Here is a 25,979-nt window from a genome sequence, read left to right as displayed (position 1 = left end):
ATTCCTGGATATCTATTTCAAACGATAGTAAAGCTCACGGTATGACTTCGCCGCGACTTGCCAGCTAAAATCCATGGTCATGGCCTGACGTTGTACAAACCGCCACAGCGAAGGCCGGGACCACAATACGAAAGCACGCCGAATCGCGCGTAGCAGCGACCAGGCATTACTATCTTCAAATACAAACCCACTGGCGATACCATCCGCCAGGTTTTCCAGCGAACTGTCAGAGACCGTATCAGCCAGCCCACCGGTGCGCCGCACCAGCGGCAGCGTGCCGTACTTCAGTCCATACAACTGCGTTAAGCCACACGGCTCAAAACGGCTGGGGACCAATATAACGTCGGCCCCACCCATGATGCGGTGCGAGAAGGCTTCGTGATAGCCAATCTGTACGCCCACCTGTCCAGGATGTTCCGCCGCCGCGGCGAGGAAACCTTCCTGTAAAACCGGATCGCCCGCGCCGAGCAATGCCAGTTGTCCACCCTGCTCTAACAACCCCGGTAGCGCTTCCAGCACCAGATCCAGCCCTTTCTGACTGGTCAGGCGGCTGACTACGGCAAATAACGGCACTTTGTCGTTAACCTTAAGTCCCATCGCGATCTGTAGCTGGCGTTTGTTCTCCGCTTTCTCTTCCAGCGTTTCACGCGTATACCGCGACGCCAGCAGCAGATCGGTTTCCGGGCTCCAGATTTTTTCATCAACGCCGTTCAGCACACCGGAAAGACGTCCTTCACGATGACGCTGCTGCAACAGACCTTCCATGCCGTAGGCAAACTGCGGCTCGGTAATTTCCCGCGCGTAGGTCGGACTGACCGCCGTAATGTGGTCGGCGTAGTACAACCCGGCCTTCAGGAAAGAAATCTGCCCGTTAAACTCCAGTCCGTGCACGTTAAAGAACGACCATGGCAATTGGATGTCATCCATATGCTTTGCATAAAACATGCCTTGATACGCCAGGTTGTGCACGGTGAACACCGATTTCGCCGGATGGCCGCGCGCCGCCAGATACGCCGGGGCCAGACCGGCATGCCAGTCGTGCGCATGCACCACATCCGGGCGCCAGAATGGGTCAAAGCCACAGGCCATTTCACTGCCGACCCAGCCCAGCAGCGCAAAACGCAGCACGTTATCGGTATACGCAAACAGATTAGTGTCGTGATACGGGCTACCGGGACGGTCATAGAGATGCGGCGCGTCAATCAGGTAAATGCCCACACCGTTGAAATGCCCGAACAACAGCGTAATACGTCCGGCGAAGGTATCGCGACGCGTCACTACCTGCGCATCGGGAATGCCGCGACGGATATCAGGAAACGCCGGGAGCAGCACGCGGGCATCCACACCGTCCGCGATTTGCGCTGCGGGTAACGCCCCAATAACATCCGCCAGTCCCCCGGTTTTTAACAAAGGGAACATCTCTGAACAAACGTGTAAAACCTGCATTATCGCTCCTGTTTGATCTGCAGTTTGCGCAGCATTTCACGCGTGACCAGTACAATACCTTCCTCTGAACGGTAGAAACGACGAGCATCTTCTTCCGCGTTTTCACCAATCACCATGCCTTCAGGAATAACGCAGGCGCGGTCGATAATGCAACGACGTAAGCGGCACGAACGTCCCACCCACACTTCAGGTAACAACACTGCCGAATCAATGTTACAGAATGAATTCACCCGCACTCGCGGGAACAGAACGGACTGCACTACCACCGAACCAGAAATAATACAGCCGCCGGAGACCAGCGAGTTCAGCGTCATTCCGTGGCTACCGGAACGGTCCTGAACAAATTTCGCCGGCGGCAGTGATTCCATATGCGTACGGATTGGCCAGTCCTGGTCGTACATATCCAGTTCAGGCGTCACCGAAGCCAGATCGAGGTTTGCTTTCCAGTAGGCTTCCAGCGTTCCCACATCGCGCCAGTACGGCTCGGATTCCGGGTCAGACTGTACGCAGGACAATGGGAATGGATGAGCATATGCCATGCCAGCTTCGGTGATTTTCGGGATGATGTCTTTGCCAAAATCGTGACTGGATTTTTCATCGAGGTCATCTTCCGCCAGCAGTTCATACAGATAATCGGCGTCGAAGATGTAGATCCCCATACTGGCAAGCGATTTGGTCGGATCATTAGGCATCGCTGGCGGGTTGGCAGGTTTTTCAACGAACTCGATAATTTTATCGGTGTCGTCCACGTCCATTACGCCAAACGCGCTGGCCTCTTCAATAGGCACTGGCATACAGGCCACTGTGCAACGCGCGCCTTTCTCAACGTGGTCGATCAGCATGCGTGAGTAGTCCTGCTTATAAATATGATCGCCCGCGAGGATCACCACATATTCCGCTTTATAGCGTCGAATGATGTCCAGGTTTTGGGTCACCGCATCCGCCGTACCGCGATACCAGTTTTCACCCTGCATCCTCTGCTGGGCAGGCAGCAGATCGACGAACTCGTTCATCTCTTCACTAAAGAACGACCAGCCGCGCTGAATATGCTGCACCAGCGTGTGTGACTGGTACTGAGTGATCACGCCGATACGGCGGATCCCGGAATTAAGACAGTTGGATAAGGCAAAATCGATAATGCGGAACTTACCGCCAAAGTGCACGGCAGGCTTGGCACGCTTATTGGTTAAATCTTTCAGGCGAGTACCGCGGCCACCGGCCAGGATCAGGGCAACAGATTTTAATGGCAGCTGGCGCGCCAACATTACACGATCGTTCTTCTCTAAACTTACCATGACTAACTCCTTTTTATCTTCTCTGGAACACACACAGTCCGTGCGCAGGTCCCTGCCAGACCGCCGTAAGCACCGGATTATCCTCTCCGGCAAATGGGGGAATGGCGTGCCATTCCCCTTCAGGTAAAACGATATCTGTCACCTCAAGCGTGGCGTTTATTGCAATCAGGAAACGATCTGAAAGCAGGATTTGCATCTGCCTCGGGCCGTTATGCCACTCATCCGCACTTAAGGGTTGTGCGTACTTATTCAGCCAACGAACATTGCCATCGCCCTCTTCCCACCAGCAATCGCCTGTTAATGCAGGTATTTGCCGACGCAGATGAATCAACGCGGCGGTAAATGTGGTTAGCCCACTGTTTGCCTGCTGCCAGTCCAGCCAGGTTAAGGCGTTATCCTGGCAGTAAGCGTTATTATTACCGTGCTGGCTATGACCATGCTCATCACCCGCCAGCAGCATCGGCGTCCCCTGGGAGAGCAACAGCGTGGTTAACAGCGCATGAATGCTGTCGCGCCGCCGCTCAATCAGGTCCAGCGAGCCGCCTAATCCTTCTTTACCATGATTGTCACTGTAGTTATTGCTAGTGCCGTCGCGATTTTCCTCACCATTCGCTTCATTGTGCTTATTTGTGAAGCAAACGCAGTCGCGTAGCGTAAAACCGTCATGCGCGGTCACCAGATTGACCGTGGCGCTGGGATTGCGGCCCGGGCGTTTAAACACGTCGCTGGATGCGGCAAAACGTCCGGCAAACTCGCCCAACGAAAGATTACGCTGGAGCCAAAAACGTCGCGTCGCATCGCGGAAATGGTCATTCCACTCGGCAAACGGCGGGGGGAAATTCCCCACCTGATACCCGCCTTCACCAATATCCCACGGTTCCGCAATCAGCTTGGCGCGTGAGAGCAGCGGACAGTTTTGGATCGCGGTAAACAGCGGAGCATCCTGACGAAACTCAGGCGTACGCCCCATGACGGAAGCCAAATCAAAACGAAAACCATCCACATGGCAGGTTTCAACCCAGTAGCGCAGGCACTCGCATGCGTATTCCACAACGCCAGGATGGCTCAGATTGATGGTGTTCCCACAACCGGTCCAGTTGTAGTAATCGCCATCATCTCTGATCCAATAATAGCTACGGTTATCAATTCCGCGCAGCGAGAAGACAGGTCCTTCGAGATCCAGCTCGGCGCTGTGGTTTAAAACGATGTCGAGAATGACCTCAATACCCGCTTTGTGCAGCGCTTTTACCGCGTCGCGAAACTCATCAAGCGCACTCTCCGGCGAGCTGGCATAGGCCGGATGCAGCGCGTACATCGCCACCGGGTTGTAGCCCCAGTAGTTTGACAGGCCCAGCCGCTGAAGCCGCGGTTCGCTGGCGAAATGCGCCACCGGTAACAGCTCCAGCGCGGTAATGCCGAGGCGCTTGAAATAGTCGAGCATCACCGGATGACCCAGCGCTTTGTAAGTCCCGCGAATCTCTTCCGGCAGGTCAGGATGCAAATACGTCAGCCCTTTGACATGCGCTTCGTAAATTACGGTATTGCCCCACGGCGTGCGCGGCGGGGCATCATCCTCCCAGTCATAATGGTCGGACACCACCACGCCCTTCAGCGCGATGGCGGCATTATCATGATGATCCGGTTCATTCAGCCCACCGTGCAGCAGTGGGTTATCTTTTAACTCGCCATCCACCCGACGCGCGCAAGGGTCAAGCAGCAGTTTCGCCGGATTAAACCGGTGGCCCTGCTGCGGTTGCCACGGACCATGTACGCGATAGCCATAGCGTAGACCGGGACGGGCGTTGGCCAGATAGCCGTGCCAGACATCGCCGCTACGCCCCGGCAGGTCGTAGCGGAGTTCGCAGCCTTGCTCATCGAATACGCATAATTCAACGCGTTCAGCGTGGGCCGAAAAGAGGGTGAAATTGACGCCATGGCCGTCATACGTTGCACCATGGGGGGTGGCGTTGCCGGTTGCCAGTTGCGTCATTATCCCTCCCGCACCAGCCAGATCGTTGCCAGCGGTGGCAACGTCAGGCTCAGTGAGTGCTGACGACCATGACTGGCGATTTCATCGCTGTGTACCGCGCCGCCGTTACCGGTATTGCTACCGTGATAATGCATCGAGTCGGTATTGAGGATCTCGCGCCATTTGCCCGGCTGATTGATACCGAAGCGATAGCCGTGGCGAGGTACTGGCGTAAAGTTGCTGATAACGATGATTTCATTACCGACTTTGTCACGACGAACGAAAGCCAGCACCGAACGTTCTTTGTCATCCACCACCAGCCACTCGAAGCCATAAGCGTCAAAATCAAGCTCGTGCAGCGCTTTGTGATGACGATAGGTAAGGTTCAGATCGCGCACCAAACGCTGTACGCCGTGGTGCCAGTTATCGCCGCCTTCCAGCAGATGCCAGTCGAGGCTGGCGTCATGGTTCCACTCACGCCCCTGAGCAAACTCGTTGCCCATAAACAGCAGTTTCTTGCCCGGGAAGGCCCACATCCAGCCGTAGTAGGCGCGCAGGTTGGCAAACTTCTGCCATGCGTCCCCCGGCATGCGATCGAGAATTGATTTTTTACCGTGTACCACTTCATCGTGCGACAGCGGCAGGACAAAGTTTTCGGTGTAGTTGTACAGCATGCCGAAGGTCAGCTTATCGTGATGGAACTGACGATGAACCGGATCCAACTTCATGTAGTCCAGCGTGTCGTGCATCCAGCCGAGGTTCCACTTATACCAGAACCCTAAACCGCCCATATCCTGTGGCCTTGAAACGCCGGCAAAGTCGGTGGACTCTTCCGCCATGCTCACGGCCCCCGGCACCTGCTCGCCAAGAATACGGTTGGTATTGCGTAAAAACTCAATGGCTTCGAGGTTTTCACGACCGCCAAATTCGTTCGGGACCCACTCCCCTTCTTTACGGCTGTAGTCGCGATAAATCATCGACGCCACGGCATCTACGCGCAGCGCATCGATACCAAAACGTTCAATCCAGTACAGGGCATTGCCTACCAGATAGTTACTGACTTCACGGCGACCGTAGTTGTAGATCAGCGTGTTCCAGTCCTGGTGATACCCTTCGCGCGGGTCGCTATGCTCATACAGATTGGTGCCATCAAACTCTGCCAGACCAAAGTCGTCCGACGGGAAATGGCCCGGCACCCAGTCGAGAATGACGTTCAGTCCGGCCTGATGCGCGGCATTCACAAAATAGCGGAAATCATCACGCGTCCCGAAACGACGGGTCGGCGCATACATACCGGTAGGTTGGTAGCCCCAGCTACCGTCGAACGGATGCTCATTAATCGGCAACAGTTCGAGATGGGTAAAGCCCATCCACTTGACGTAAGGCACCAGTTGATCCGCCAGTTCGCGGTAGCTCAGCCAGAAGTTGTTATCGGTATGACGACGCCATGAGCCCAGGTGCACTTCATAGATAGAGATCGGCGCATCAAACTGGTTGGCTTTTTTTCGCTCCTCGCTTTGCACCACTTTTTCCGGCAGACCGCAGATAAGCGACGCGGTTTCCGGGCGCATTTGCGCTTCGAAGGCGTAAGGGTCCGCTTTGATTCGCAGCTTACCGTTCGCATCGATCATCTCGTATTTATACAGTTGACCATGCTGCGCGCCGGGGATAAACAACTCCCAGATACCGCTTTCTTTGCGCAGGCGCATCGGGTGGCGACGGCCATCCCAGTAGTTGAACTGCCCAACCACTGACACGCGTTGAGCGTTAGGCGCCCAGACGGAGAAGCGCGTACCGGTTACGCCATCCATGGTATCCGCATGCGCGCCCAGCGTTTCGTAAGGTCGCAAGTGCGTACCTTCAGATAGCAGCCAGGCATCCATATCCTGGATCAGCGGGCCAAAACGATAAGGGTCATCAATCAGATTCTCCTGTCCATGCCAGACAACAGCTAACTGATAGCGAAAGAAATTTTTACGGCGGGGAAGTACAGCACAGAAAAAACCGCGAGAGTCGAGGCAGTCCAGCTTGCCGACTTTGCGTCCGGTTTTGGGTTCGATCACCCACACTTCGGTGGCGTCAGGTAATAGGGCGCGGACTTCAAGTCCAGCGTCAGTTTGGTGCATACCGAGTACGGAAAAAGGATCCGCAAAATGGCCTGCAATTAGCGCATTAATCACGTCTCTATCGATACGAACGGACATGGTTGTCATCCTGTTTTATGGTGTCACGCCTTCCAACTGATCTTCGACATCAGGTAGTGACACTTTTTTTGACCTGAACGGCGCAGCACAATTGTGCATCCTCTCTGCGTCGTCCCACCTTCAGGCAACAACTTAATACCTCCGGTACTAAGTCACCCTTAAAGAATAGCCAATGCTTTATCTTACTCCTGGTAAAAAATGAAACATCTGCGCTTACTCCTGTATTACGCAAAAAAATGGGTGACTCAGCACCCATTGTTAAAACACGCAATCACTCTGCCGGAAAGCCGTATTGACTGATCCGGCCAGGTGGTTCGCGTCGTTTGTAGGCCTGATAAACGTGGCGTCATCAGGCAGTCCCACATTACGCCAACTGACGCAGCATACGGCGCAATGGCTCTGCAGCCCCCCACAGCAACTGGTCGCCCACGGTAAAGGCTGACAGGAACTCCGGTCCCATATTCAGCTTACGCAGACGGCCTACTGGCGTGGTCAGCGTGCCGGTAACGGCCGCCGGGGTTAACTCACGCATGGTGATATCCCGATCGTTTGGCACGACTTTGGCCCACGGATTGTGCGCTGCCAGCAGTTCTTCCACGGTCGGAATAGACACATCTTTTTTCAGTTTAATGGTGAACGCCTGGCTGTGGCAGCGCAGCGCACCGACGCGCACGCACAGACCATCAACCGGGATCACGGAAGAGGTGTTAAGAATTTTGTTGGTTTCAGCCTGTCCCTTCCACTCTTCGCGGCTCTGACCGTTATCAAGTTGTTTGTCGATCCACGGAATCAGGCTACCGGCCAGCGGTACGCCAAAGTTATCAACCGGCAGTTCACCGCTGCGGGACAGGGTCGTCACTTTACGTTCGATATCGAGAATAGCAGAGGAAGGGGTTGCCAGTTCATCGGCCACATGGCCATACAGATGACCCATCTGGGACAGCAGTTCGCGCATATGGCGCGCGCCGCCGCCGGAGGCCGCCTGATAGGTCGCCACAGAAACCCAGTCAACCAGGTCATTGGCAAACAGGCCACCGAGGGACATCAGCATCAGGCTAACGGTACAGTTACCGCCGACAAAGGTCTTAATACCTTTGTTCAGGCCGTCAGTGATGACATCCTGGTTAACCGGATCGAGAATGATGATGGCATCGTCTTTCATACGCAGCGAAGAGGCCGCGTCAATCCAGTAACCCTGCCAACCGCTTTCACGAAGCTTTGGATAGATTTCGTTGGTATAATCGCCGCCCTGACAGGTCACGATGATATCGAGCGCCTTCAGCGCATCCAGATCAAAAGCGTCCTGAAGCGTGCCGGTCGCGGTTCCACCGAATGTCGGTGCCGCCTGCCCGAGCTGGGAAGTAGAAAAGAAAACAGGGCGAATGGCGTCGAAGTCACGCTCCTCAACCATGCGTTGCATGAGAACAGAGCCGACCATACCGCGCCAGCCGATAAAACCAACATTTTTCATAGCGTTTTTTTCCTGCAGAGATGTGTGCTGTGTATGCTAACCAGTATCCTACTGGCCTATCCTTCACCATACAAAAAGCAGCCAAAGTCGCAAGTGAAATTAATCAATGATAGCGAAGCCATCAGTAATGCGACTTATCTCGCTGCGCAAGCAAGCAGAAAGTCCGTGGTAATAGTAAGGGAATTTGAGTTATGAATGAAATTATTTCAGCGGCAGTTTTATTGATCCTTATTATGGACCCGCTCGGAAATCTGCCCATTTTCATGTCCGTATTGAAACATACCGAACCCAAACGCCGCCGCGCGATTATGATTCGCGAGCTGTTTATTGCGCTGTTGGTGATGCTGATATTCCTGTTTGCTGGCGAGAAAATACTGGCATTTCTTAACCTGCGCGCGGAAACCGTTTCGATCTCCGGGGGCATCATTTTGTTCCTGATCGCCATTAAGATGATTTTCCCCAGCGCCACCGGGAATAGCACCGGGCTTCCGGCAGGCGAAGAGCCGTTTATCGTGCCACTGGCGATCCCGCTGGTAGCCGGTCCGACAATCCTGGCTTCATTAATGCTGTTATCACATCAGTATCCGAACCAGATGGGGCATCTGGTGATTGCTCTGCTGATCGCCTGGGGTGGTACTTTTGTGATTTTGCTGCAGTCGTCGCTGTTTTTGCGTCTGCTGGGCGAGAAAGGGGTGAACGCACTGGAGCGCCTGATGGGGCTGATTCTGGTGATGATGGCTACCCAGATGTTCCTCGACGGCGTAAGGATGTGGATGAAGGGGTAATCTCTCCTTTTTGGCTCAGATAGCATGTTACCCGGAGAACAGTTCCGTTCACGTTATGCTCATTGCTTCTCTGAGATCTCGTCACCAGTGAACGTGTTAAGGGGGCTACGCAGCCCCCTTAACAATCCAGGCTCTCCGGCACCGCTGTAATTTCAGGTATTCCTTACACTTTTAACTCGCTGAAAAAACGTATTTTCATTTCTGCGAGATGCCTTCCGGAATGCCCTCTTGTCAGCATCGCGGATAAACATTATCTTCTCGCTGCACCTGCAAAATCAGGTGCCAGAATTAGCCTTCTGAAAATCATACTGGCGACATATACTTCTATGTCGTGCGACCGATTTCGTCTCAATGGCGGGTCGAGCGGGGGCGTCGCAAGACGCGCCGGTATCCAGTATGACCGGTAAGGCTAACTCCGCTCGATTCCGCCACCCGCGAGATTAGCCTCTCCGGTGGTGGTTTAAATAAAACATACTGGAGGCTGCCCTATGGCGACTACCCCTCTCTTTTCACACTCTTTATTTACCCTGCCCTTTAGCCATGCCACGGATTTCACCGAACTGGCGGATAACTGCGAGCGTTTTGTCGAAGGGCTGGTTGAATGCCATGACCCGGTTGAAAAACTGGCGATTTGTGCACGTTTGTCGGCCTGTCTCGCGTTATTGCAACCGACCTTAACGGAGCCTGTACCGCAGCATCTGCAAGCGAGCCTGACGGTAGAAACATTCCCGACCCGTTTTCCCCTTTTCGAGCCTGAGCCAGACCAAATGGGGCGCTACTGTCAGTTATTAACGCACCTGCTGATGAGTAAAACGCTGTCTGACGAGATGGAACGAGTGGCGGGTGACTTACTGCAGGATCTGGTGGGCTATTTCGCCGATACGCTAAAAGCGCCGCGCTGGCTGAAAACAGAAGAAGGGCTGGTCGTGCTATAAAAAAGCCGGGTAGCGCTTGCGCTTACCCGGCCTACGGTGTGGATGTGTGCTCGTTTCCAGGCCCGGTAAGCGCAAGCGCCACCGGGCAATGCCATCAGCTCAACAGCTGAAAGGCAATCATACCGACAATCGCACCGACCGTGCCGAGGATGGTTTCCATCATCGTCCAGGTCTTCAGCGTTTGCGCTTCGGTCGCACCGGTAAATTTACCGAACAACCAGAAACCAGCGTCGTTAACGTGGCTGACCACGATAGAGCCACCCGCGATACAGATAGACAGTGCCGCCATCTGGGCACCGGAGTAGTTCAGTTGCTCAATCACCGGCATCACCAGACCAACCGCCGTTAAGCAGGCTACAGTCGCGGAACCCTGAATGATACGCACCGCCGCCGCCAGCACGAAGCAGGTGATGGCAATCGGCAGGCCCATACCGGTTAACGCTTCGCCCAGCGCCGGACCGACGCCAGAATCAACCAGAACCTGTTTAAACACACCGCCCGCACCAATCACCAGCAGAATAATCCCCGCCGGCTGCAGCGCATGACCACAGATCTCCATCACGCGGTCTTTTGGCATGCCCTGGCGCACCGCCAGACCGTAAATCGCCACCAGACAGGCAACCAGAATCGCGGTAAACGGGTGACCGATAAACTCGAACCATTCATAGGTTGTAGAACCGACCGGAACAAAGCGTGCGGCGATAGTTTTCAGCCCCACCAGAACCAGCGGCAGCAGGATAAGCGATAAGCTGAAGCCAAAGGATGGCATTTTGCCTTCGCCCAGATGCGGCTCGGAAATATCTTCCGGTACGTGCAGCTCGACGTAACGGCTGATGAAATTCCCCCACAGCGGCCCGGCGATAATCATGCCCGGAATCGCGGCACACAGGCCAATCAGGATCATCCAGCCAAAGTCGGCGTGCATCTGAGAGGCCAGCAGCATCGGCGCAGGCCCAGGCAGCAGGAATGCCGCAGCAGCCGCTACGCCCGCAAACAGCGGGATCACAAGCTTAACCAGGTTCGTCCCCGTATGGCGCGCCATTGAGAATGCCACGCTAATCAGCAGCACAATCGCCACCTCAAAGAACAGCGGCAGCGCGCAAATCAGACCGGCCAGGCCAATCGCATAATGTGCGCGGCTGTGACCGAAGGATTTCAGCATTTTGACGGCAATCTGATCGACAGCTCCGGTCTCATGCAAAATCTTGCCGAACATCGCCCCCAGCGCCACAACAATCGCCAGGAAACCGAGCGTGCCTCCCATCCCTTTTTCCATGGTCGCCGCGATTTTATCGAGCGGCATACCGGAAAAGAGACCTGCACCAATGGATACCACCATCAAAGCAACGAAGGCGTGCATACGCGCCTTCATCACTAAAAACAGCAGTAATAAAACGGACCCTACTGCTGTTAAAACAAGCGTTAATGTACTCACTACTTACTGCCCTGGTTAATAACCTCAATGGTGCTGGCGACCACACCGTCCAGTGGTTGATCGATATCGACCACCAGTACATCGTTTTCATTCGCACCCGGTTCTTCCAGCGCTTCAAACTGGGTCACCAGCATCTGCGTTTTGAAGAAGTGGCCTTTACGCGCTTTCAGGCGGCTTTCGATAACGTCAAAATCCCCTTTCAGATAGATGAAAGAGAGGTTCGGGTTACCGTCGCGTAGCTGGTCGCGGTAGACTTTTTTCAGGGCGGAACAGACGATCAGCGAAACCTTGTTGGTACGCTGCATCGCAAAGGCGGCGTCATTCAACGCCTGTAACCACGGTTTGCGGTCGTCATCGTTGAGTGGCTCACCAGAAGCCATTTTCATGATGTTGCTGCGCGGATGGAGAAAATCGCCATCAAGAAACGCGGCCTGCAGTTGATGCGCCACTTCGCTGGCGACAGCAGATTTACCGCTGCCCGATACGCCCATCAGAACGTAAACGTGGTGATCATGATTAGTCGTGCTCAAAGCGTTGCCCCCACTGGTACAAGAATCAGGAAATTGTTACGGGTAACTGTTATCGGTAACATTGTCCAGCCGGATAAATAGAGAAGCAATATCCATTCGTGCTCGAAGTGTATAAGTGTGAGCTACTTCAAACTTGTTGGCTTAAATAGATCCGCCCGGTGACAAGGTGAAACCTAAATCTAACATTTTAGGTGTGACGGCTTCACCGCGGATGCGCGCCAGCAGACGTTCTGCGCCAATGCTGCCCATGCGTTCACGCGGCGTGAGCACGCTCGCCAGACGCGGCTCCATCACCTGCCCGATGTCGTGACCGTGGAATCCGGCAATCGCCATGTCATCAGGGATTTTCAGCCCTAAACGCTGGCATTCGAAGGCCGCTCCTACCGCCAGGTCATCGTTGGTACAAAAGACACCATCGAGCTGCGGGTATTCACGCCGCGCCTGACGGATAAGTTCAATACCGGAGGAGTAGGAAGAAGACTGCTCCACCATCACGCTGTACGGCACCAGGTCGGCATCGCGCATTGCCTGCTCGTAGCCTCTCTGTTTGATGATAGTACGTTCATCAAGGCGTGCGCCAAGATAGGCAACATGACGGTGCCCGCGGGCGATGATAGCGGCTGTCATCTGACGCGCGGCTTCGAAGTTGTCGAAGCCCACAGCAATATCAAGACATGGGGACTGGCTGTCCATCAGCTCAACCACCGGGATACCGGCAACCTCAATCATTTTCAGCGTACGGGGCGTATGGCTACGTTCGGTGAGGATCAGGCCATCAATATTCCACGACAGCATTGATTCCAGACGCTCTTGTTCCATCTCAGGCTTATAGCCGTAGTGCGCCAGCATGGTTTGATAACCATGAGCGTCAGTGACAGCCTCAATGCCGCGTAGCACTTCAGCAAAAACCTGGTTAGTAAGAGACGGTAACAGCACGCCGATAGCGCGGCTGGTGGCGTTAGAAAGGATATCAGGAGCGCGATTGGGAATATAACCCAGCTCATCAAGTGCAGCGGCAATTTTGCCCCGCAGCGCCACGGAGACCTGCTCCGGGTTACGCAAAAAGCGGCTGACCGTCATTTTGGTTACGCCCACGCGGTCGGCTACATCCTGAAGTACGGGTCTTTTCTTTTTCATCGTCCTGAAGCGTTAAAAAGGGATAGATTCCCCCAGTTTACCACGGACGTGCGTGAACCTTCGCAGAGAAAAAAAGGAGTTTTTTATTGTGATAAATACACAAAATCATTCGAGTTGCATCAAGGCGGCGACGCAGTAAATCCCCGGGAGCGTACATTAAGTACGCGACCGGGGTGAGCGAGGAAAGCCAACACAGATGCAGCTTGAAGGATGCCGTGTATTTTTATACTGGCGGCAGATCAAACAACAACACTTCGCTGTCGCTGTCGGCATGAATAGAAATGGCCTGTTCATCCCAGATTGCCAGACCATCGCTGGTGGTCGCTTTGGTCCCGTTAATTGTCACGTTACCTTTTACTACCTGGATCCAGACGCGGCGTTCAGCGGCAATCTGATGCACCGACTGCTCATCTTTGACCAGTGCCCAACGGTACAGCTCCATATCCTGGTACACTTTCAGCGAACCATCACGGGCATCTGGCGACAGCACCAGTTGTTTACCCTGAGCGGCATCAAAACGGCGCTGCTCATAGCGTGGGGTAATACCGTTTTCCTGCGGCATGATCCAAATCTGATACAGATGCAGCTTCTCAGTATTGCTCGGGTTGTACTCCGAGTGACGGATCCCCGTCCCGGCGCTCATTATCTGGAACTCACCGGCCGGAACCTGCTCTTTGTTCCCCATGCTGTCCTGATGTTCCACCGCGCCTTCCAGCACGTAAGTCAGGATTTCCATGTCTTTATGGGGATGAGTACCAAAGCCCTGACCTGCGTCGATCACGTCATCGTTAATCACGCGCAGTGCCGAGAACCCCATAAAGTTTGGGTCATAGTAGTTGGCAAAAGAGAAGGTATGCCAGGAATCGAGCCAGCCATGATTAGCGTGGCCACGGTCATTAGCTTTGCGTAAGTAGATCATTGTGTTCACCCCCAGATGTTTTCGATGGAGTAAGTGTGGACTCAATCCGCCGGGGATCATAGAGGGTGAAAATTGACTCCTCTGTTCAAAAAAAATGAACAAGCCCAGAGGAGTCTGCGCAGGCTATTTGGCGAGAGTTATCGTCGCCGGAGAAGCCTGTTCAAAGGCGCGTTCGAGGAGTTCCAGATTGGTAAGAACTTCAGATTCCTTGACGTAATTAGGCGTACCGGCTGTTAGCGTCTGGTAAAGCGCATCATAGACGCGACCGTAATCCCCCACTTCCGGCTGCACCTCTTCTTTTACCGTCAGGCCGTCATCATTGACGTACTCCAGCATCCCAATGGAATCGTCAGCAGCGAAACCTGGCTCACCTGGCATGATATTGGCCTTCAGGCTGGTTTCCTGCTGGTCGATGCCGTACTTCACAAACGAGCCTTTGGTACCGTGAACGATAAACTTCGGATAGTCGATTTTCACCAAGTGACTGGTTTTAACAATGGCTTTCAGAGAGCCGTAGAACAGCTGTGCTTCAAAGGTATCGTCCGGGTTCGCTTTGTTGCGCAGGCTGCGGATGTCATAGGCCACGCAATCGGGACGACCGAACAGCGAGATAATCTGATCCATGGTGTGTACGCCCAGACCATAGAATGCGCCGTCCTGCGGCAGTCCCGGCTTGGTTTCCGCCACGGGGCGGTAGTAATCGAAATGGCTTTCAACCTCAACAATTTCACCGAGCTTGCCGCTCTCAATCGCTTTTTTAGCGGTGAGGAAGCAGGAATCAAAACGACGGTTCTGATATGGCGTAACGGTCAGCCCTTTGCTTTGCGCCAGTTCGAACAGTGCTTTTGCTTGCGCAAGCGTCGGCGTGAAGGGTTTCTCAACCAACACGTTTTTACCCGCTTCCAGCGCGCGTTTGGCGTATTCAAAATGGCTGTCAGCATGGGTACAGACGATCACCAGCTTCACCTGCGGATCGTTTAAGATCTCGTCAAGGTCACTGGTGAAGTGAATATGTGAATATTGTGGCGCCTGCTCTTCCGGCTTGGCGTGACGGCGAAAAATGTGCGCGACATGCCAGCTATTTTTGCGGTTGAGGACGTACGGCAAATGGTAGCGAGTGGTGCTTTTACCAAAACCAATAAATGCGCAGTGTAAGGTCATGAGACGATCCTTTCGAAGGTGATTGTCTACACCATAGCGCAAAGCGGCTGGAGACTGAATGTTGGATTCTTTGCCGGATGGCGCTTGAACTGCACCACAGGGCGACAGGATCGGCCGTCGGCGTCGCAGGCAGTTTGTTCACGGCAAGCGCGCAGGGCCCGGAGCGTACTAAATGTACGTGAGGAGCACGAGCACTTCCCGGGGACGAAATGGCAAGTAAGCCAGGCAGACACAAAACCTCAAAAAAAAAGCCAGCAAAAGCTGGCTAAAGTAATACTGGAAGCAATGTGAGCAATGTCGTGCTTTCAGGTTCTCCGTAGGGGTTCCCCTGAACGCAGAGCAATAATAATCATTCTCATTCGCACTTGTCTACTTCTTTTTGCAAAAAAATGCAGTTGACGGAATTTTCTTTCTCAGCGAGTGTAAATACACAATTAACCCTGCTGGAGATAAGGAATGAGTGAGATAGTGATACGCCACGCTGAACCGAAAGATTACGACGCAATTCGTCAGATCCACGCCCAGCCGGAGGTGTACCACAACACGCTACAGGTTCCTCATCCTTCCCTCGAGATGTGGCAAGCGAGGCTAACCGAGCAAGCCGGGGTCAAACAACTGGTTGCCTGTATTGACGATATCGTCGTGGGGCATCTCTGTATTGAGGTCGCGCAACGCCCGCGCCGCAGCCATGTGGCCGATTTTGGTATCTGCGTGGATGCTCGGTGGCACAATCGCGGCGTTGCCAGCGCGTTGATTCGCACGATGATCGACATGTGCGACAACTGGCTGCGCGTCGAGCGTATTGAGCTAACGGTATTTGTTGATAATGAGCCGGCCGTGGCGGTGTATAAGAAATACGGCTTTGAAATCGAAGGCACAGGTAAGAAATACGGCCTGCGCAATGGTGAATACGTTGATGCCTACTTTATGGCGCGTATGAAATAAATGTAAGGGCGAGTCTTATCGCCCTTCTTATTGAAAGGACGCAAGAGTGAAAAAGTACCTTCTCCTGGTGTTGCTGGCAGCACTCTCCCCTGCTTTCGCCACTACCGTACAAAATCTCGATTCCGTGCCCAGCGCCATTCAACACCCGGAAGGTAAACAGATTTTTGCTGAGCAAATGGCGGGAGCAACCCCAGCCAAAGGATTTGGCGAGCTTCCACAGGGATTATCTGAGAACGCGTGGATTGCCTGGGTTGCGCCGAATGAAGATCCTGACAACCTGATCCTCACGGGTGCCAAAGCCTGGGGCAAAGACGGCAAATATATCGGTGTCGCCTGTTTCGCCGACAATCCGGCCGACGCCGGGCAGGCAAAGAAATACGCGGATAACAACTGTCCGGAAAACTACAGCAACGGGCGCGCCAATAAATTATATCTCGGCGTTTTTTCCTGGCAGAACCAACAGCTAACGCCGATTGCACGCTCGGAAAAACCATTAAACCAACTCTCTGAGTGGAATAAAACCGCCGAAAAAGAGAGCGATGATGAGTCCGTCAGACCGCTGGCCTATTATACAAAACTGGATCTGGCACCGTACCGGATCGCACCCGATACGCTGGCGTTTGGGGTGCGCGGTGGATACTCTGATGCGTATTCCGGCGGCGGCGCATTTTATGAAGTGCTGGAGCTCTATGCGATCAAAGACAACAGGATAATCAACGTGTATTCCGACCTTGTTTATCAATATACGGACATCGCCGGAGAGTGGAATAAAGACGGTACAAGACAGCACGACATCAGCGAAAGTAAATATATCCTCAAAATGCGTTCGGCAAAAACGCACGGGTTTTATGATTTAGAGCGAGTAAACCTGCAGGATAAAAGCAGCCAAATATTCCGCTGGTCTGAATCGCTGCAGCGATATGCGCCATTCATCATCGATAAAAGATAGCGGTGAAATCGTTGGTTTAGGCACTGCCTGGCCGCTGGAGAAATATTTACAAGACTATGAAGAGAGCAAAACAACACGAAGCTAAGGTTACCTGGAGACAATGAATTATAATAACTGCCATTGGGCCTTCCAAACCGGCCCTCTTCCAGCGAAGAGGGCCGTTATCCTCAGTAACCCGCCGTTAAATCATCCACAGAACGCGGGTCGGACGCCCCATACAGTGCGCCATCCGGTCCAACCATAATGCTCTGCGTGCTGCCCATCGCTTCTTTCAGCGCTACTTTCTGTCCTTTTTGCTCCAGCAGTTTGATTGTATCCGGGCTGAAGCCCTTCTCAATACGAAGCTCGTCCGGCAACCACTGATGATGGAAACGTGGTGCGTTGGTCGCTTCGGCGACGTTCATCCCGAAATCAATGCTGTTGACCACCATTTGCAGCACAGTAGTGATAATTCGACTCCCGCCTGGGCTGCCGGTAACCAGCCAGGTTTTCCCATCTTTTACCACGATAGTCGGCGACATAGATGACAGCGGACGCTTCTTCGGTCCGACCGCGTTGGCATCGCCGCCTACCAGACCGTATACGTTCGGTACGCCCGGCTTGGCAGAGAAGTCGTCCATTTCATTATTGAGCAGAATGCCAGTGTTACCCGCCACAATACCGGTCCCGAAGGTGGTATTCAGGGTATAGGTCACCGCCACGGCATTGCCGTCTTTATCCACCACCGAGAAGTGAGTGGTCTGATTGCTTTCATACGGGGCGAGCTTGCCAGGTTTAATCTGGCTGGAAGGCTTAGCCTTGTTGATATCAATCTGATCGGCAAGCGTTTTAGCATAGGCTTTGTTGGTCAGAGCCTGCCATGGCACTTTCACAAAATCGGGATCGCCCAGATACTCCGAGCGGTCAGCGTAGGCATACTTCTCCGCTTCAGCCATGACCTGCATGGCGTCGGCGCTGCCAAACCCGTATTTCTTCATATCAAAGTTTTCAAGAATATTGAGGATCTGCACGATGTGAATACCGCCAGAGGACGGCGGCGGCATGGAGAAGACCTGATACCCGCGATAGTCACCGCTAATCGGCGTACGCTCCACGGCTTTATAGCTGGCTAAGTCCTCTTTGGTCATCAGCCCACCGTTCTTCTGCATTTCCCCGGCGATCTGATCGGCAATAGCCCCTTTATAAAACGCATCCGGGCCGCTTTCGGCAATCATTTCCAGGCTTTTCGCCAGGTTCTTTTGCACCAGCTTATCGCCTTTTTTCAGTGGCTCGCCGTCTTTCCAGAAAATGGCTTTGCTGTTCTCGTGATTAGGGAGCACTTCACTGCCATAGGTTTTCAGATCGTCGGCCAGTGCGTCATTAACCACAAAGCCCTCTTCCGCTAGCTTCATCGCCGGACGTACTACTTTGTTCAGCGGCATCGTGCCGTATTTCTCCAGCGCCAGCGAGAAACCCGCGACGGTACCCGGCGTACCGGATGCCAGATGCGACGTCAGCGACTTTTTCGCATCGGCGTTGCCCTGCTCATCAAGGAACATGTCACGGGTCGCGCCAGCAGGGGCCATTTCGCGAAAATCAATCGCCATGGTGTTACCGTCTTTGGTACGCAGCAGCATAAAACCGCCACCGCCCAGATTGCCCGCCTGGGGATGCGTCACCGCCAGCGCGTAGCCAACGGCCACGGCGGCATCGACGGCATTCCCACCCTGTTTAAGAATATCCACCCCCACCTGCGTGGCAAGCGCATCCACGGAGGCCACCATCCCCTGCTGCGCACGCACGGGATGGAACACATCCTCCTCAACACCGTATGATACCGGCGGCGCAGCCGGAGCGGCCGCAACGCTAAAACAACTTCCTGAGAGCAGAGCAGCAATGGCTACCCGGCGTAAAAACGTCGGTTTTATCATCGTTATTCTCCAGATGTATGGGGGTCAGCCCCCACTAAGCCTGGTGCATAACTCTGAAATAATCATCGTAACGGCGAGAAAGGAGTAAACTTAAGAGATCCCCGAGAGGAGAAAAGCGATGAAACGACTCTTACTTTTAGCCATGCTGTTGCCGTTTGCAGGCTTTGCACAGCCCATCAACACCATGAATAACCCGAATCAACCCGGTTATCAGATCCCGAGCCAGCAGCGTATGCAAACCCAAATGCAATCGCAGCAGATTCAGCAGAAAGGGATGCTCAATCAGCAGTTGCAAACGCAGACGCGTATGCAACAACAGCATATGGAAAACCAAATCAATTCCAACTCCCAGCGCGTCCTTCAGTCTCAGCCTGGCGAGTTTAATTCCAGCCAGCAGCAAATGCTGCCCAACAGCAACGGTGGGATGTTAAGTGGAACCCGTAACCCGGACAGCTCGCTGAATAAGCAACATATGCTGTCGGAGAAAAAGAACGGCGACATGCTGAAGCCCTCCAGCACGCCGCAGCCTAACGTTCCGTTAAAAACAATTGGGCCTTAACAGGGCTGGAAATCCGGACCAATCGTATCAATGGCATCGGTACAGATGCAGTCCACTCCCCAGCGCAGCAGTTCCGCCGCGCGCTGGGGTCGGTTGACGGTATACACCAGAATACGCAGCCCTGCGTCGCGCAGCGCATCCACGCGCGCTTCATCCAGCAGCTTGTGATTAAGATGAATAGAGACGCAACCCAGCCGCGTTGTCAGCTCACGCCAGTCCTCGCGCCACTCATCAAGCAGTAAGCCTCTCGGCAGTTCAGGCGCCGCCTGCTGCGCCGCTTCAAGCGCGTCATTTTCAAAGGATGACAACAGCGGTGGCGTCATTCCCGCCCACAGTTCCCGAGCGGCCAGCGCTACGGCTTTGCCGGTTAACGTTCCGGTGCCGGTGGTAGGTTTAATTTCAATATTCGCCATCATACCGTGCTGACGGCAGCGCTCGGCCACTTGCGAGAGCAGCGGTAGCGGTTCGCCTTTAAACTCACCGCTAAACCAGCCGCCGGCGTCCACGCGCAATAAATCCTGCCAGTTCAGCTCTCCTGCCACACCCCAACCATTGCTGGTGCGTTCCAGGTTGTCGTCATGCAGCAAGAAGATCTCACCGTCTTTCGACAATTTAGCGTCAAACTCAATCATGGTATGCCCGTATCGCGCCCCCATGTCGATCGCCGCCAGGGTGTTTTCCGGTGCCAGCTTACCGCCGCCGCGATGGGCGACGATATGGGGGTAAGGCCAGTTACTCATACGCGTTGTCCTGTTTCGCCATCAAAAAGATGCAGATGATTTTCTGGCAGATGCAGCCACAGCGTGCTGCCTGCCGTCGGGCGATGCTGATGCGCCAGTCGCACCACCAGCTTTTGCTCACCCCAACGTCCGTGTGCCAGGTTATCCGCTCCCAGCATTTCCAGCGTGTCGACGACCAACGGCACGCCGCCTTCGGCCTGCGAGCTTAGCGCAATATGCTCCGGGCGGATACCCAACGTCATGTTACGCCCACCAGACTCCCTCGCGCTTCTGCCGAGGGGCAACGTCATGCCGTCATCCAGTTCAAAATGGGTGCCCGAGGCGCTGATGCGCCCGTCCAGCAGATTCATCGCCGGGCTGCCGATAAAACTCGCCACAAAGCGGCTGGCAGGCTTTTCATATACCTCAACCGGCGTGCCGATCTGCTCGGCAATGCCTTTGTTCATCACCATCACCCGCTGGGCGAGGGTCATCGCTTCTACCTGATCGTGCGTCACATACAGTGAGGTGGTTTTCAGTCGGCGATGCAGATGTTGTAACTCCAGACGCATCTGTACGCGCAGCTTGGCATCGAGGTTAGACAGCGGCTCATCAAACAGGAATACCGCTGGGTCACGGACAATCGCCCGCCCCATCGCCACACGCTGGCGCTGACCGCCAGAAAGCTCGCGCGGACGACGCTTGAGCAGTTCACCCAGCTCGAGAATACGCGCCGCCTCTTTCACCCGTTCGGCAATGTGCTCCTTGCCCATCCCACGGATTTTCAGCCCCCAGGCCATATTTTCTTCCACGCTCATATGTGGGTAGAGCGCGTAGTTCTGAAAGACCATCGCAATGCCGCGATCCTTAGGCTCCATTTCGGTGACGCGTTTATTATCAATCCAGATATCGCCGCCGCTCACCCGTTCAAGCCCGGCCACCATCCGTAGCAGCGTTGACTTACCGCAGCCGGATGGGCCAACCATCACGATAAATTCTCCGTCCGCGACATCCAGCGTCAGCGGTTTAATCACCTGGGTTTTGCCGTCCCAGCTTTTGGTTACTGCCTGTAGTTTTAAACCAGCCATTTTTATTTCTCACTATCGACCAGGCCACGTACAAAGGCACGCTGCATGGCTAACACGATGATTACCGGAGGGATGAGCGTCAGCAGCATGGCTGCCATTACCTGATTCCACTGCGTGGTGCCTTCACCAGTAGCAATCATGCCTTTGATACCTGCCACCGCAGTGCCCAAATTGACATCGGTAATAATTAACAACGGCCACAAATACTGGTTCCAGCCGTAGATAAAGGTGATCACAAACAGCGCCGCCAGATTGGTTTTTGACAGCGGTAGTACAATATCGCGGAAAAAACGCATCGGTGACGCGCCGTCAATACGCGCCGCCTCAACCAGTTCATCCGGCAGGGTCATAAAAAACTGCCGGAACAAGAACGTCGCAGTCGCCGATGCCATTAACGGCAGCGTCAGACCCGCATAGCTGTCGAGCATTTTCAGGTTGGCGATCACTTCCACCGTCGGGAAAATACGCACCTCTACCGGCAGCATCAGCGTGATAAAAATCATCCAGAAGAACAGGTTACGCAATGGAAAGCGGAACCAGACGATGGCGAATGCGGAGAGCATAGAGACGGTGATTTTCCCTACTGTAATACTGAACGCCATGATGAAACTGTTGAGCATCATCAGCCAGAACGGCGCGCTGTTAACGCCCACGCCGTTGACCCAGATGTATTTCATGTTTTCCAGCAGCTGTGTGCCGGGAACCAGTGTCATCGGCGTTTCAAAGACTGCTTTGTTATCCAGCGTCGCCGCGACAAACGCGACGTACAGCGGAAACAGGATCACCATGATCCCCATAATCAACATGGCATGGCTGAATATTGTCAGCCCACGACGATTCTCAATCATTGGTAACGCACCTTACTTTCCACATAGCGGAACTGCACCACCGTCAAAATAATGACCAGGAACATCAGCACTACCGATTGGGCGGCCGAGGCGGAGAGATCCAGCCCGACAAAGCCTTCGCGATAGATCTTATAAATCAACGTAGTGGTCGCCTGTACCGGCCCACCCGCCGTGGCGGCATCGATCACCGGGAAGGTATCAAAGAAGGCATAAACCAGATTCACTACCAGCAGAAAGAAGCTGACCGGTGCAATCAGCGGCAGCGCCAGCTTAAAGAAGCGGCGAACCGGTCCCGCACCATCAATCGCGGCGGCTTCAATCAGCGACCGCGGAATAGACTGTAGTGCGGCAAAGAAGAACAGGAAGTTGTAACTAATCTGCTTCCAGACCGACGCAAACACCACCAGAAACATCGCCTGACCGCTGTTTTGCGCATGGTTCCAGTCATAGCCAAACTCACCGAGAAAATGGGTAATCAGCCCGCGCCCTGGGTTAAACAGGAAGATCCACAATACGGCGGCGACGGCGGGCGCGACGGCGTAAGGCAACAGCATCAGCGTCTGGTAAAAACGGCTGCCGCGCACCACGTAATTCACCAGCGCCGCAAAAAATAACGACACCAGCAAACCGCTTACCGTGACTAGCGTACTGAACTTAATGGTGGTCCAGAATGAATCAAGGTAGTACGGGTCATGAAACAGCGCGATAAAGTTTTCCAGTCCGACAAACTGGCTAGAAAGACCAAACGGATCAACGGATTGTAGTGAGTACCACAGCGCTTCACCGGCGGGCCAGATAAAGAAAATAACGGTGATAACCAACTGCGGGGCCACCAGCAAATAGGGAAGCCAGCGCGAGCGGAACACCGGACGGGATGAAGACATGTAGGTTCTTTTCCTGGAAGGTGCCAGATTGCGGTGCACACACCGTATCCGGCCTACAAACTACACGCATTTGTAGGCCGGGTAAGTCGCAGCCGCCACCCGGCATTTCACATTACGATTTAGTCGATTGCTCAAAGCGGCGCAGTAACTGATTGCCACGCTCAACGGCAGCATCCAGCGCCTGCTGCGGGGTTTTCTTCCCGGTCCAGACGCTTTCCAGTTCTTCATCTACGATGGTGCGGATCTGCGGCATGTTGCCCAGACGCAGCCCTTTGGTGAACGGCAACGGTGGCTTGTTCAGCATCTGGCGGGTGGCGATATCAGCCCCAGGGTTCTTATCATAGAAGCCCTGCTCGCGGGTCAAGTCGTACGCGGCAGTGGTAATGGGCAGGTAGCCGGTCTTCTGGTGCCATTCGGCAGCAATTTCAGGCTTCGCCAGGAAGTTGAGGAACTGCGCCACGCCTTCGTAGGTTGCTTTGTCTTTACCCTGCATCACCCACAGGCTGGCTCCCCCGATAATCGCGTTCTGCGGCGCGCCCTTCACATCGGCATCGTACGGCATCATGCCGACGCCATAGTTGAATTTGGCGTAGTGGCGGATGTCAGCCAGAGAACCGGAAGAGGCGGTGGTAATGGCACAATCCCCGTTATAGAACTTCTCGGTAGACTCGTCTTTACGCCCGAAGTAGCTGAAATCCCCTTTTTTGTTCAACTCTTCCAGCAGGGCGATATGTTTCACCTGTTCCGGTTTATTGAATTCCAGCACCGCGTCAGTACCGTCAAAGCCGTTGTTTTTGGTGGCTACCGGCAGACCATTCCAGGCGCTGAAGTTTTCAATCTGAATCCATCCCTGCCAGCCGCTGGCGTAGCCGCACTTCATGCCTGCTGCTTTCAGCTTCGCGGTGTATTCCGCCAGATCCTGCCAGGTTTTTGGCGGCTGCTCAGGATCTAAACCGGCTTTTTTGAAGGCATCTTTGTTGTAGTACAGCACCGGCGTGGAGCTGTTAAACGGCTGGGAGAGTAAGTGTCCGCTTTTAGAGTCGGTGTAATAACCGGAAACCGTCGGCACGAACTGAGACTCATCGAAGCTAATACCAGCCTCTTTGAATACTTCATAGACCGGTTTAATGGCTTTCGAGGCCATCATCGTTGCCGTGCCCACTTCATAAACCTGCAGTAGCGCAGGTGCGTTTCCGGTACGGAAAGCCGCAATACCTGCGCTCAGGCTCTGCTCGTAGTTGCCTTTGTACTGCGGAACAATTTTGTAGTCGGGATTGGCGGCATTAAAACGTTGCGCCAGTGAATCAACTTCTTTACCCAGTTCACCTTCCATTGAGTGCCAGAACGGGATAGTGGTGACGGCCAGAGCCTGACCTGCAAACGCCAGGCTAAGTGCCAGTCCTAAAGCTGTATGTCGTAACGATATCATCGGTTATCTCTCTTGTTGTGCCGGATGCGCGATATCACGCGTTTTATGCTCGCGGGGGTAACATGACATGCTCGAATGACAGAAAAATAACTTTTTTATTACAAAAAAAAGATAGTAAGGCGACAAACAGATGGCAAGGCGGTGAAAGCGTAGTGACAGGAAAATGCGGGGTGGTGCACAACAAAGCCGGGTAGCGCTATGTCTTACCCGGCCAGGATGACGTTATCTGTTGCAGCCAGCAAAGAACATTAATCTTTACGCCAGCGTCGTTCATATTCATTCTGTAAACGCTGCTGTTCCCGCCGCTCACGTTCGCGCTGAATATCCGATTTCTCATCTTCCCAGCCCGGGCAGACAGAGGAGGTGAACACTTCACAGGGCGAGCTGGACTGCGCTAACGAGTTGTCCGGTTTCTCTTCCCAGATTGAAGGGTCGCGCGGGTCGAACGCTGGCGGTGTTAAGGCCAGGGTATTTGATGAAAGCGTCCAAAACAAACCGCCAATCATCATGCAGATACCGGAACGTATCATCCTTTCTCCATGTTCACTTTTATTATTGATAACTATTCTCAATAATAACATAGAGCAATAAAAAGGGGCCATATCAGGCCCCCTTGTCCATTCAGAGAATGTTAACCGCCCAGATACGCGCTGCGCACTGCTTCGTTAGCCAGTAACGCATCACCAGTGTCTTCCAACACCACATGACCGTTTTCCAGCACGTAGCCGCGATCGGCGAGCTTCAGCGCCTGGTTAGCGTTCTGTTCGACGAGGAAGATTGTCATCCCCTGCTCGCGCAGTTGTTCGATGGTGTTGAAGATCTGCTGGATGATAATCGGCGCCAGACCCAGCGACGGCTCATCAAGCAGCAGCAGCCGCGGCTGACTCATCAGCGCACGGCCTATCGCCAGCATCTGCTGTTCACCGCCGGACATCGTGCCCGCACGCTGAATTCGACGTTCATGCAGGCGGGGAAACAGGTCATACACCCACTTGATGCGTTCCTGAAACTGGTCCTTTTCGGCAAAGAAGCCGCCCATCGCCAGGTTCTCTTCCACCGTCATGCGGGAAAACACGCGACGCCCTTCCGGAACAATCGCTACCGCTTCGCGCATGATTTTCGCCGTCTGCCAGTCGGTAATGTCTTTCCCATCAAAGACAATTCGCCCACTTGTCGCTCGCGGATCGCCGCACAGCGTACCAAGCAGCGTGGTTTTTCCCGCGCCGTTGGCGCCGATAAGCGTCACGATTTCACCCTGATTGATATACAAGCTGACGTCGTGCAGCGCCTGTATCTTGCCGTAGTGGGCGCTGACTTTGTCAAAGGACAACATGACTTTTTCCATATTATGCGTCACCACC

General features: G+C 54.0%; 22 protein-coding genes and 2 pseudogenes. 6 read left to right on the top strand and 18 right to left on the bottom strand.

Annotated elements, in window-relative coordinates; genetic code table 11:
* Positions 1–12: 12 nt before the first annotated feature.
* From glgA to asd, 5 genes are all read right to left on the bottom strand, one after another.
* Entirely contained in the window at positions 13–1,446 is a 1,434-nt protein-coding gene (glgA, locus tag O6D90_RS01580) for a glycogen synthase GlgA (protein ID WP_016154814.1), read from the bottom strand.
* Positions 1,446–2,741 carry a glucose-1-phosphate adenylyltransferase gene (glgC, locus tag O6D90_RS01575; RefSeq protein ID WP_016154815.1) on the bottom strand — a complete coding sequence of 432 codons (1,296 nt, stop codon included), beginning with the start codon at positions 2,739–2,741 and terminating at the stop codon, positions 1,446–1,448. The genes glgA and glgC overlap by 1 nt, the downstream gene beginning before the upstream one ends.
* Positions 2,742–2,754: 13 nt before the next feature.
* Positions 2,755–4,731, bottom strand: a complete 1,977-nt coding sequence (gene glgX, locus O6D90_RS01570) for a glycogen debranching protein GlgX (RefSeq protein WP_016154816.1) — start codon at positions 4,729–4,731, stop codon at positions 2,755–2,757.
* Entirely contained in the window at positions 4,731–6,914 is a 2,184-nt protein-coding gene (glgB, locus tag O6D90_RS01565; RefSeq protein WP_016154817.1) for a 1,4-alpha-glucan branching enzyme, read from the bottom strand. Before glgB ends, glgX begins: the two co-directional genes overlap by 1 nt.
* A 364-nt stretch (positions 6,915–7,278) precedes the next feature.
* Positions 7,279–8,385, bottom strand: coding sequence for an aspartate-semialdehyde dehydrogenase (asd, locus tag O6D90_RS01560; protein WP_016157652.1), 1,107 nt, complete (start codon positions 8,383–8,385; stop codon positions 7,279–7,281).
* A gap of 191 nt (positions 8,386–8,576) precedes the next feature.
* On the opposite strand from asd, the gene yhgN reads away from it, so the two are divergent.
* Positions 8,577–9,170: an NAAT family transporter YhgN gene (yhgN, locus tag O6D90_RS01555; protein ID WP_003023480.1), complete on the top strand. Its 594-nt coding sequence runs from the start codon at positions 8,577–8,579 to the stop codon at positions 9,168–9,170.
* A gap of 488 nt (positions 9,171–9,658) precedes the next feature.
* Positions 9,659–10,105, top strand: a complete 447-nt coding sequence (locus O6D90_RS01550; RefSeq protein ID WP_016157653.1) for a hypothetical protein — start codon at positions 9,659–9,661, stop codon at positions 10,103–10,105.
* Between the two features lie 94 nt (positions 10,106–10,199).
* On the opposite strand, the gene gntU is transcribed toward O6D90_RS01550, so the two are convergent.
* From gntU to O6D90_RS01525, 5 genes are all read right to left on the bottom strand, one after another.
* Entirely contained in the window at positions 10,200–11,540 is a 1,341-nt protein-coding gene (gene gntU, locus O6D90_RS01545; RefSeq protein WP_016154820.1) for a gluconate transporter, read from the bottom strand.
* Positions 11,540–12,070: a gluconokinase gene (gene gntK / locus O6D90_RS01540; protein ID WP_003023475.1), complete on the bottom strand. Its 531-nt coding sequence runs from the start codon at positions 12,068–12,070 to the stop codon at positions 11,540–11,542. Before gntK ends, gntU begins: the two co-directional genes overlap by 1 nt.
* Before the next feature lie 141 nt (positions 12,071–12,211).
* Positions 12,212–13,207 carry a gluconate operon transcriptional repressor GntR gene (gene gntR / locus O6D90_RS01535; RefSeq protein ID WP_016157654.1) on the bottom strand — a complete coding sequence of 332 codons (996 nt, stop codon included), beginning with the start codon at positions 13,205–13,207 and terminating at the stop codon, positions 12,212–12,214.
* 223 nt (positions 13,208–13,430) lie between these two features.
* Positions 13,431–14,126 (bottom strand): quercetin 2,3-dioxygenase, encoded by a 696-nt coding sequence (gene yhhW / locus O6D90_RS01530; RefSeq protein WP_003023472.1) that lies wholly within the window; start codon positions 14,124–14,126, stop codon positions 13,431–13,433.
* 123 nt (positions 14,127–14,249) lie between these two features.
* On the bottom strand, positions 14,250–15,287 hold the full coding sequence (locus tag O6D90_RS01525; RefSeq protein ID WP_016157655.1) for an oxidoreductase: 1,038 nt from the start codon (positions 15,285–15,287) through the stop codon (positions 14,250–14,252).
* A gap of 456 nt (positions 15,288–15,743) precedes the next feature.
* On the opposite strand from O6D90_RS01525, the gene yhhY reads away from it, so the two are divergent.
* The 3 genes and pseudogenes from yhhY to O6D90_RS01515 form a co-directional block, all read left to right on the top strand.
* Positions 15,744–16,232 carry an N-acetyltransferase gene (gene yhhY, locus O6D90_RS01520; protein WP_016154824.1) on the top strand — a complete coding sequence of 163 codons (489 nt, stop codon included), beginning with the start codon at positions 15,744–15,746 and terminating at the stop codon, positions 16,230–16,232.
* A 46-nt stretch (positions 16,233–16,278) separates the two neighbouring features.
* Positions 16,279–17,160, top strand: a pseudogene (locus O6D90_RS26230) (hypothetical protein); the annotation flags it as partial.
* A pseudogene (locus tag O6D90_RS01515) lies at positions 17,155–17,266 on the top strand (hypothetical protein); the annotation flags it as partial. The pseudogenes O6D90_RS26230 and O6D90_RS01515, both read left to right, overlap by 6 nt.
* 82 nt (positions 17,267–17,348) lie before the next feature.
* Here the strand turns inward: O6D90_RS01515 and ggt are convergent.
* A complete protein-coding gene (gene ggt, locus O6D90_RS01510; RefSeq protein WP_271143241.1) occupies positions 17,349–19,091 on the bottom strand; it encodes a gamma-glutamyltransferase in 1,743 nt (580 codons plus the stop codon).
* A 118-nt stretch (positions 19,092–19,209) separates the two neighbouring features.
* Here ggt and O6D90_RS01505 point away from each other — a divergent pair, with 118 nt between their 5' ends.
* Positions 19,210–19,650, top strand: coding sequence for a DUF2756 family protein (locus O6D90_RS01505; RefSeq protein WP_016157658.1), 441 nt, complete (start codon positions 19,210–19,212; stop codon positions 19,648–19,650).
* Here O6D90_RS01505 and ugpQ read toward each other — a convergent pair.
* From ugpQ to livF, 7 genes are all read right to left on the bottom strand, one after another.
* Positions 19,647–20,390, bottom strand: a complete 744-nt coding sequence (gene ugpQ, locus O6D90_RS01500; RefSeq protein ID WP_016157659.1) for a glycerophosphodiester phosphodiesterase — start codon at positions 20,388–20,390, stop codon at positions 19,647–19,649. The two genes, O6D90_RS01505 and ugpQ, sit on opposite strands and share 4 nt — an antisense overlap.
* Positions 20,387–21,457 carry a sn-glycerol-3-phosphate import ATP-binding protein UgpC gene (locus O6D90_RS01495; RefSeq protein ID WP_016154829.1) on the bottom strand — a complete coding sequence of 357 codons (1,071 nt, stop codon included), beginning with the start codon at positions 21,455–21,457 and terminating at the stop codon, positions 20,387–20,389. Before O6D90_RS01495 ends, ugpQ begins: the two co-directional genes overlap by 4 nt.
* Before the next feature lie 2 nt (positions 21,458–21,459).
* A complete protein-coding gene (ugpE, locus tag O6D90_RS01490) occupies positions 21,460–22,305 on the bottom strand; it encodes a sn-glycerol-3-phosphate ABC transporter permease UgpE (RefSeq protein WP_003023450.1) in 846 nt (281 codons plus the stop codon).
* The gene (ugpA, locus tag O6D90_RS01485; RefSeq protein WP_016154830.1) at positions 22,302–23,189 is read right to left on the bottom strand and encodes a sn-glycerol-3-phosphate ABC transporter permease UgpA; all 888 of its coding nucleotides are present in this window, start codon (positions 23,187–23,189) and stop codon (positions 22,302–22,304) included. Before ugpA ends, ugpE begins: the two co-directional genes overlap by 4 nt.
* A 112-nt stretch (positions 23,190–23,301) precedes the next feature.
* Positions 23,302–24,618 carry a sn-glycerol-3-phosphate ABC transporter substrate-binding protein UgpB gene (gene ugpB, locus O6D90_RS01480; protein WP_016157660.1) on the bottom strand — a complete coding sequence of 439 codons (1,317 nt, stop codon included), beginning with the start codon at positions 24,616–24,618 and terminating at the stop codon, positions 23,302–23,304.
* Between the two features lie 248 nt (positions 24,619–24,866).
* Complete coding sequence (locus O6D90_RS01475) at positions 24,867–25,148, bottom strand: hypothetical protein (RefSeq protein ID WP_016157661.1); 282 nt, start codon at positions 25,146–25,148, stop codon at positions 24,867–24,869.
* A gap of 101 nt (positions 25,149–25,249) precedes the next feature.
* A complete protein-coding gene (gene livF / locus O6D90_RS01470; RefSeq protein ID WP_085951092.1) occupies positions 25,250–25,963 on the bottom strand; it encodes a high-affinity branched-chain amino acid ABC transporter ATP-binding protein LivF in 714 nt (237 codons plus the stop codon).
* Between the last annotated feature and the right edge of the window lie 16 nt (positions 25,964–25,979).

The sequence above is a fragment of the Citrobacter sp. 21OH12SH02A-Citro genome, from assembly GCF_027919895.1.
Classification (GTDB): domain Bacteria; phylum Pseudomonadota; class Gammaproteobacteria; order Enterobacterales; family Enterobacteriaceae; genus Citrobacter; species Citrobacter braakii.
The sequence above is the reverse complement of the archived record's forward strand: the minus strand, read 5'-3'. Positions and strand labels throughout refer to the sequence as shown.

Bases quoted from the DNA above. Each gene is read 5' to 3' on its own strand.
- glgA (WP_016154814.1), bottom strand. From the start codon at position 1,446: ATGCAGGTTTTACACGTTTGTTCAGAGATGTTCCCTTTGTTAAAAACC.
- glgC (WP_016154815.1), bottom strand. From the start codon at position 2,741: ATGGTAAGTTTAGAGAAGAACGATCGTGTAATGTTGGCGCGCCAGCTG.
- glgX (WP_016154816.1), bottom strand. From the start codon at position 4,731: ATGACGCAACTGGCAACCGGCAACGCCACCCCCCATGGTGCAACGTAT.
- glgB (WP_016154817.1), bottom strand. From the start codon at position 6,914: ATGTCCGTTCGTATCGATAGAGACGTGATTAATGCGCTAATTGCAGGC.
- asd (WP_016157652.1), bottom strand. From the start codon at position 8,385: ATGAAAAATGTTGGTTTTATCGGCTGGCGCGGTATGGTCGGCTCTGTT.
- yhgN (WP_003023480.1), top strand. From the start codon at position 8,577: ATGAATGAAATTATTTCAGCGGCAGTTTTATTGATCCTTATTATGGAC.
- O6D90_RS01550 (WP_016157653.1), top strand. From the start codon at position 9,659: ATGGCGACTACCCCTCTCTTTTCACACTCTTTATTTACCCTGCCCTTT.
- gntR (WP_016157654.1), bottom strand. From the start codon at position 13,207: ATGAAAAAGAAAAGACCCGTACTTCAGGATGTAGCCGACCGCGTGGGC.
- yhhW (WP_003023472.1), bottom strand. From the start codon at position 14,126: ATGATCTACTTACGCAAAGCTAATGACCGTGGCCACGCTAATCATGGC.
- O6D90_RS01525 (WP_016157655.1), bottom strand. From the start codon at position 15,287: ATGACCTTACACTGCGCATTTATTGGTTTTGGTAAAAGCACCACTCGC.
- yhhY (WP_016154824.1), top strand. From the start codon at position 15,744: ATGAGTGAGATAGTGATACGCCACGCTGAACCGAAAGATTACGACGCA.
- ggt (WP_271143241.1), bottom strand. From the start codon at position 19,091: ATGATAAAACCGACGTTTTTACGCCGGGTAGCCATTGCTGCTCTGCTC.
- O6D90_RS01505 (WP_016157658.1), top strand. From the start codon at position 19,210: ATGAAACGACTCTTACTTTTAGCCATGCTGTTGCCGTTTGCAGGCTTT.
- ugpQ (WP_016157659.1), bottom strand. From the start codon at position 20,390: ATGAGTAACTGGCCTTACCCCCATATCGTCGCCCATCGCGGCGGCGGT.
- O6D90_RS01495 (WP_016154829.1), bottom strand. From the start codon at position 21,457: ATGGCTGGTTTAAAACTACAGGCAGTAACCAAAAGCTGGGACGGCAAA.
- ugpE (WP_003023450.1), bottom strand. From the start codon at position 22,305: ATGATTGAGAATCGTCGTGGGCTGACAATATTCAGCCATGCCATGTTG.
- ugpA (WP_016154830.1), bottom strand. From the start codon at position 23,189: ATGTCTTCATCCCGTCCGGTGTTCCGCTCGCGCTGGCTTCCCTATTTG.
- ugpB (WP_016157660.1), bottom strand. From the start codon at position 24,618: ATGATATCGTTACGACATACAGCTTTAGGACTGGCACTTAGCCTGGCG.
- O6D90_RS01475 (WP_016157661.1), bottom strand. From the start codon at position 25,148: ATGATACGTTCCGGTATCTGCATGATGATTGGCGGTTTGTTTTGGACG.
- livF (WP_085951092.1), bottom strand. From the start codon at position 25,963: ATGGAAAAAGTCATGTTGTCCTTTGACAAAGTCAGCGCCCACTACGGC.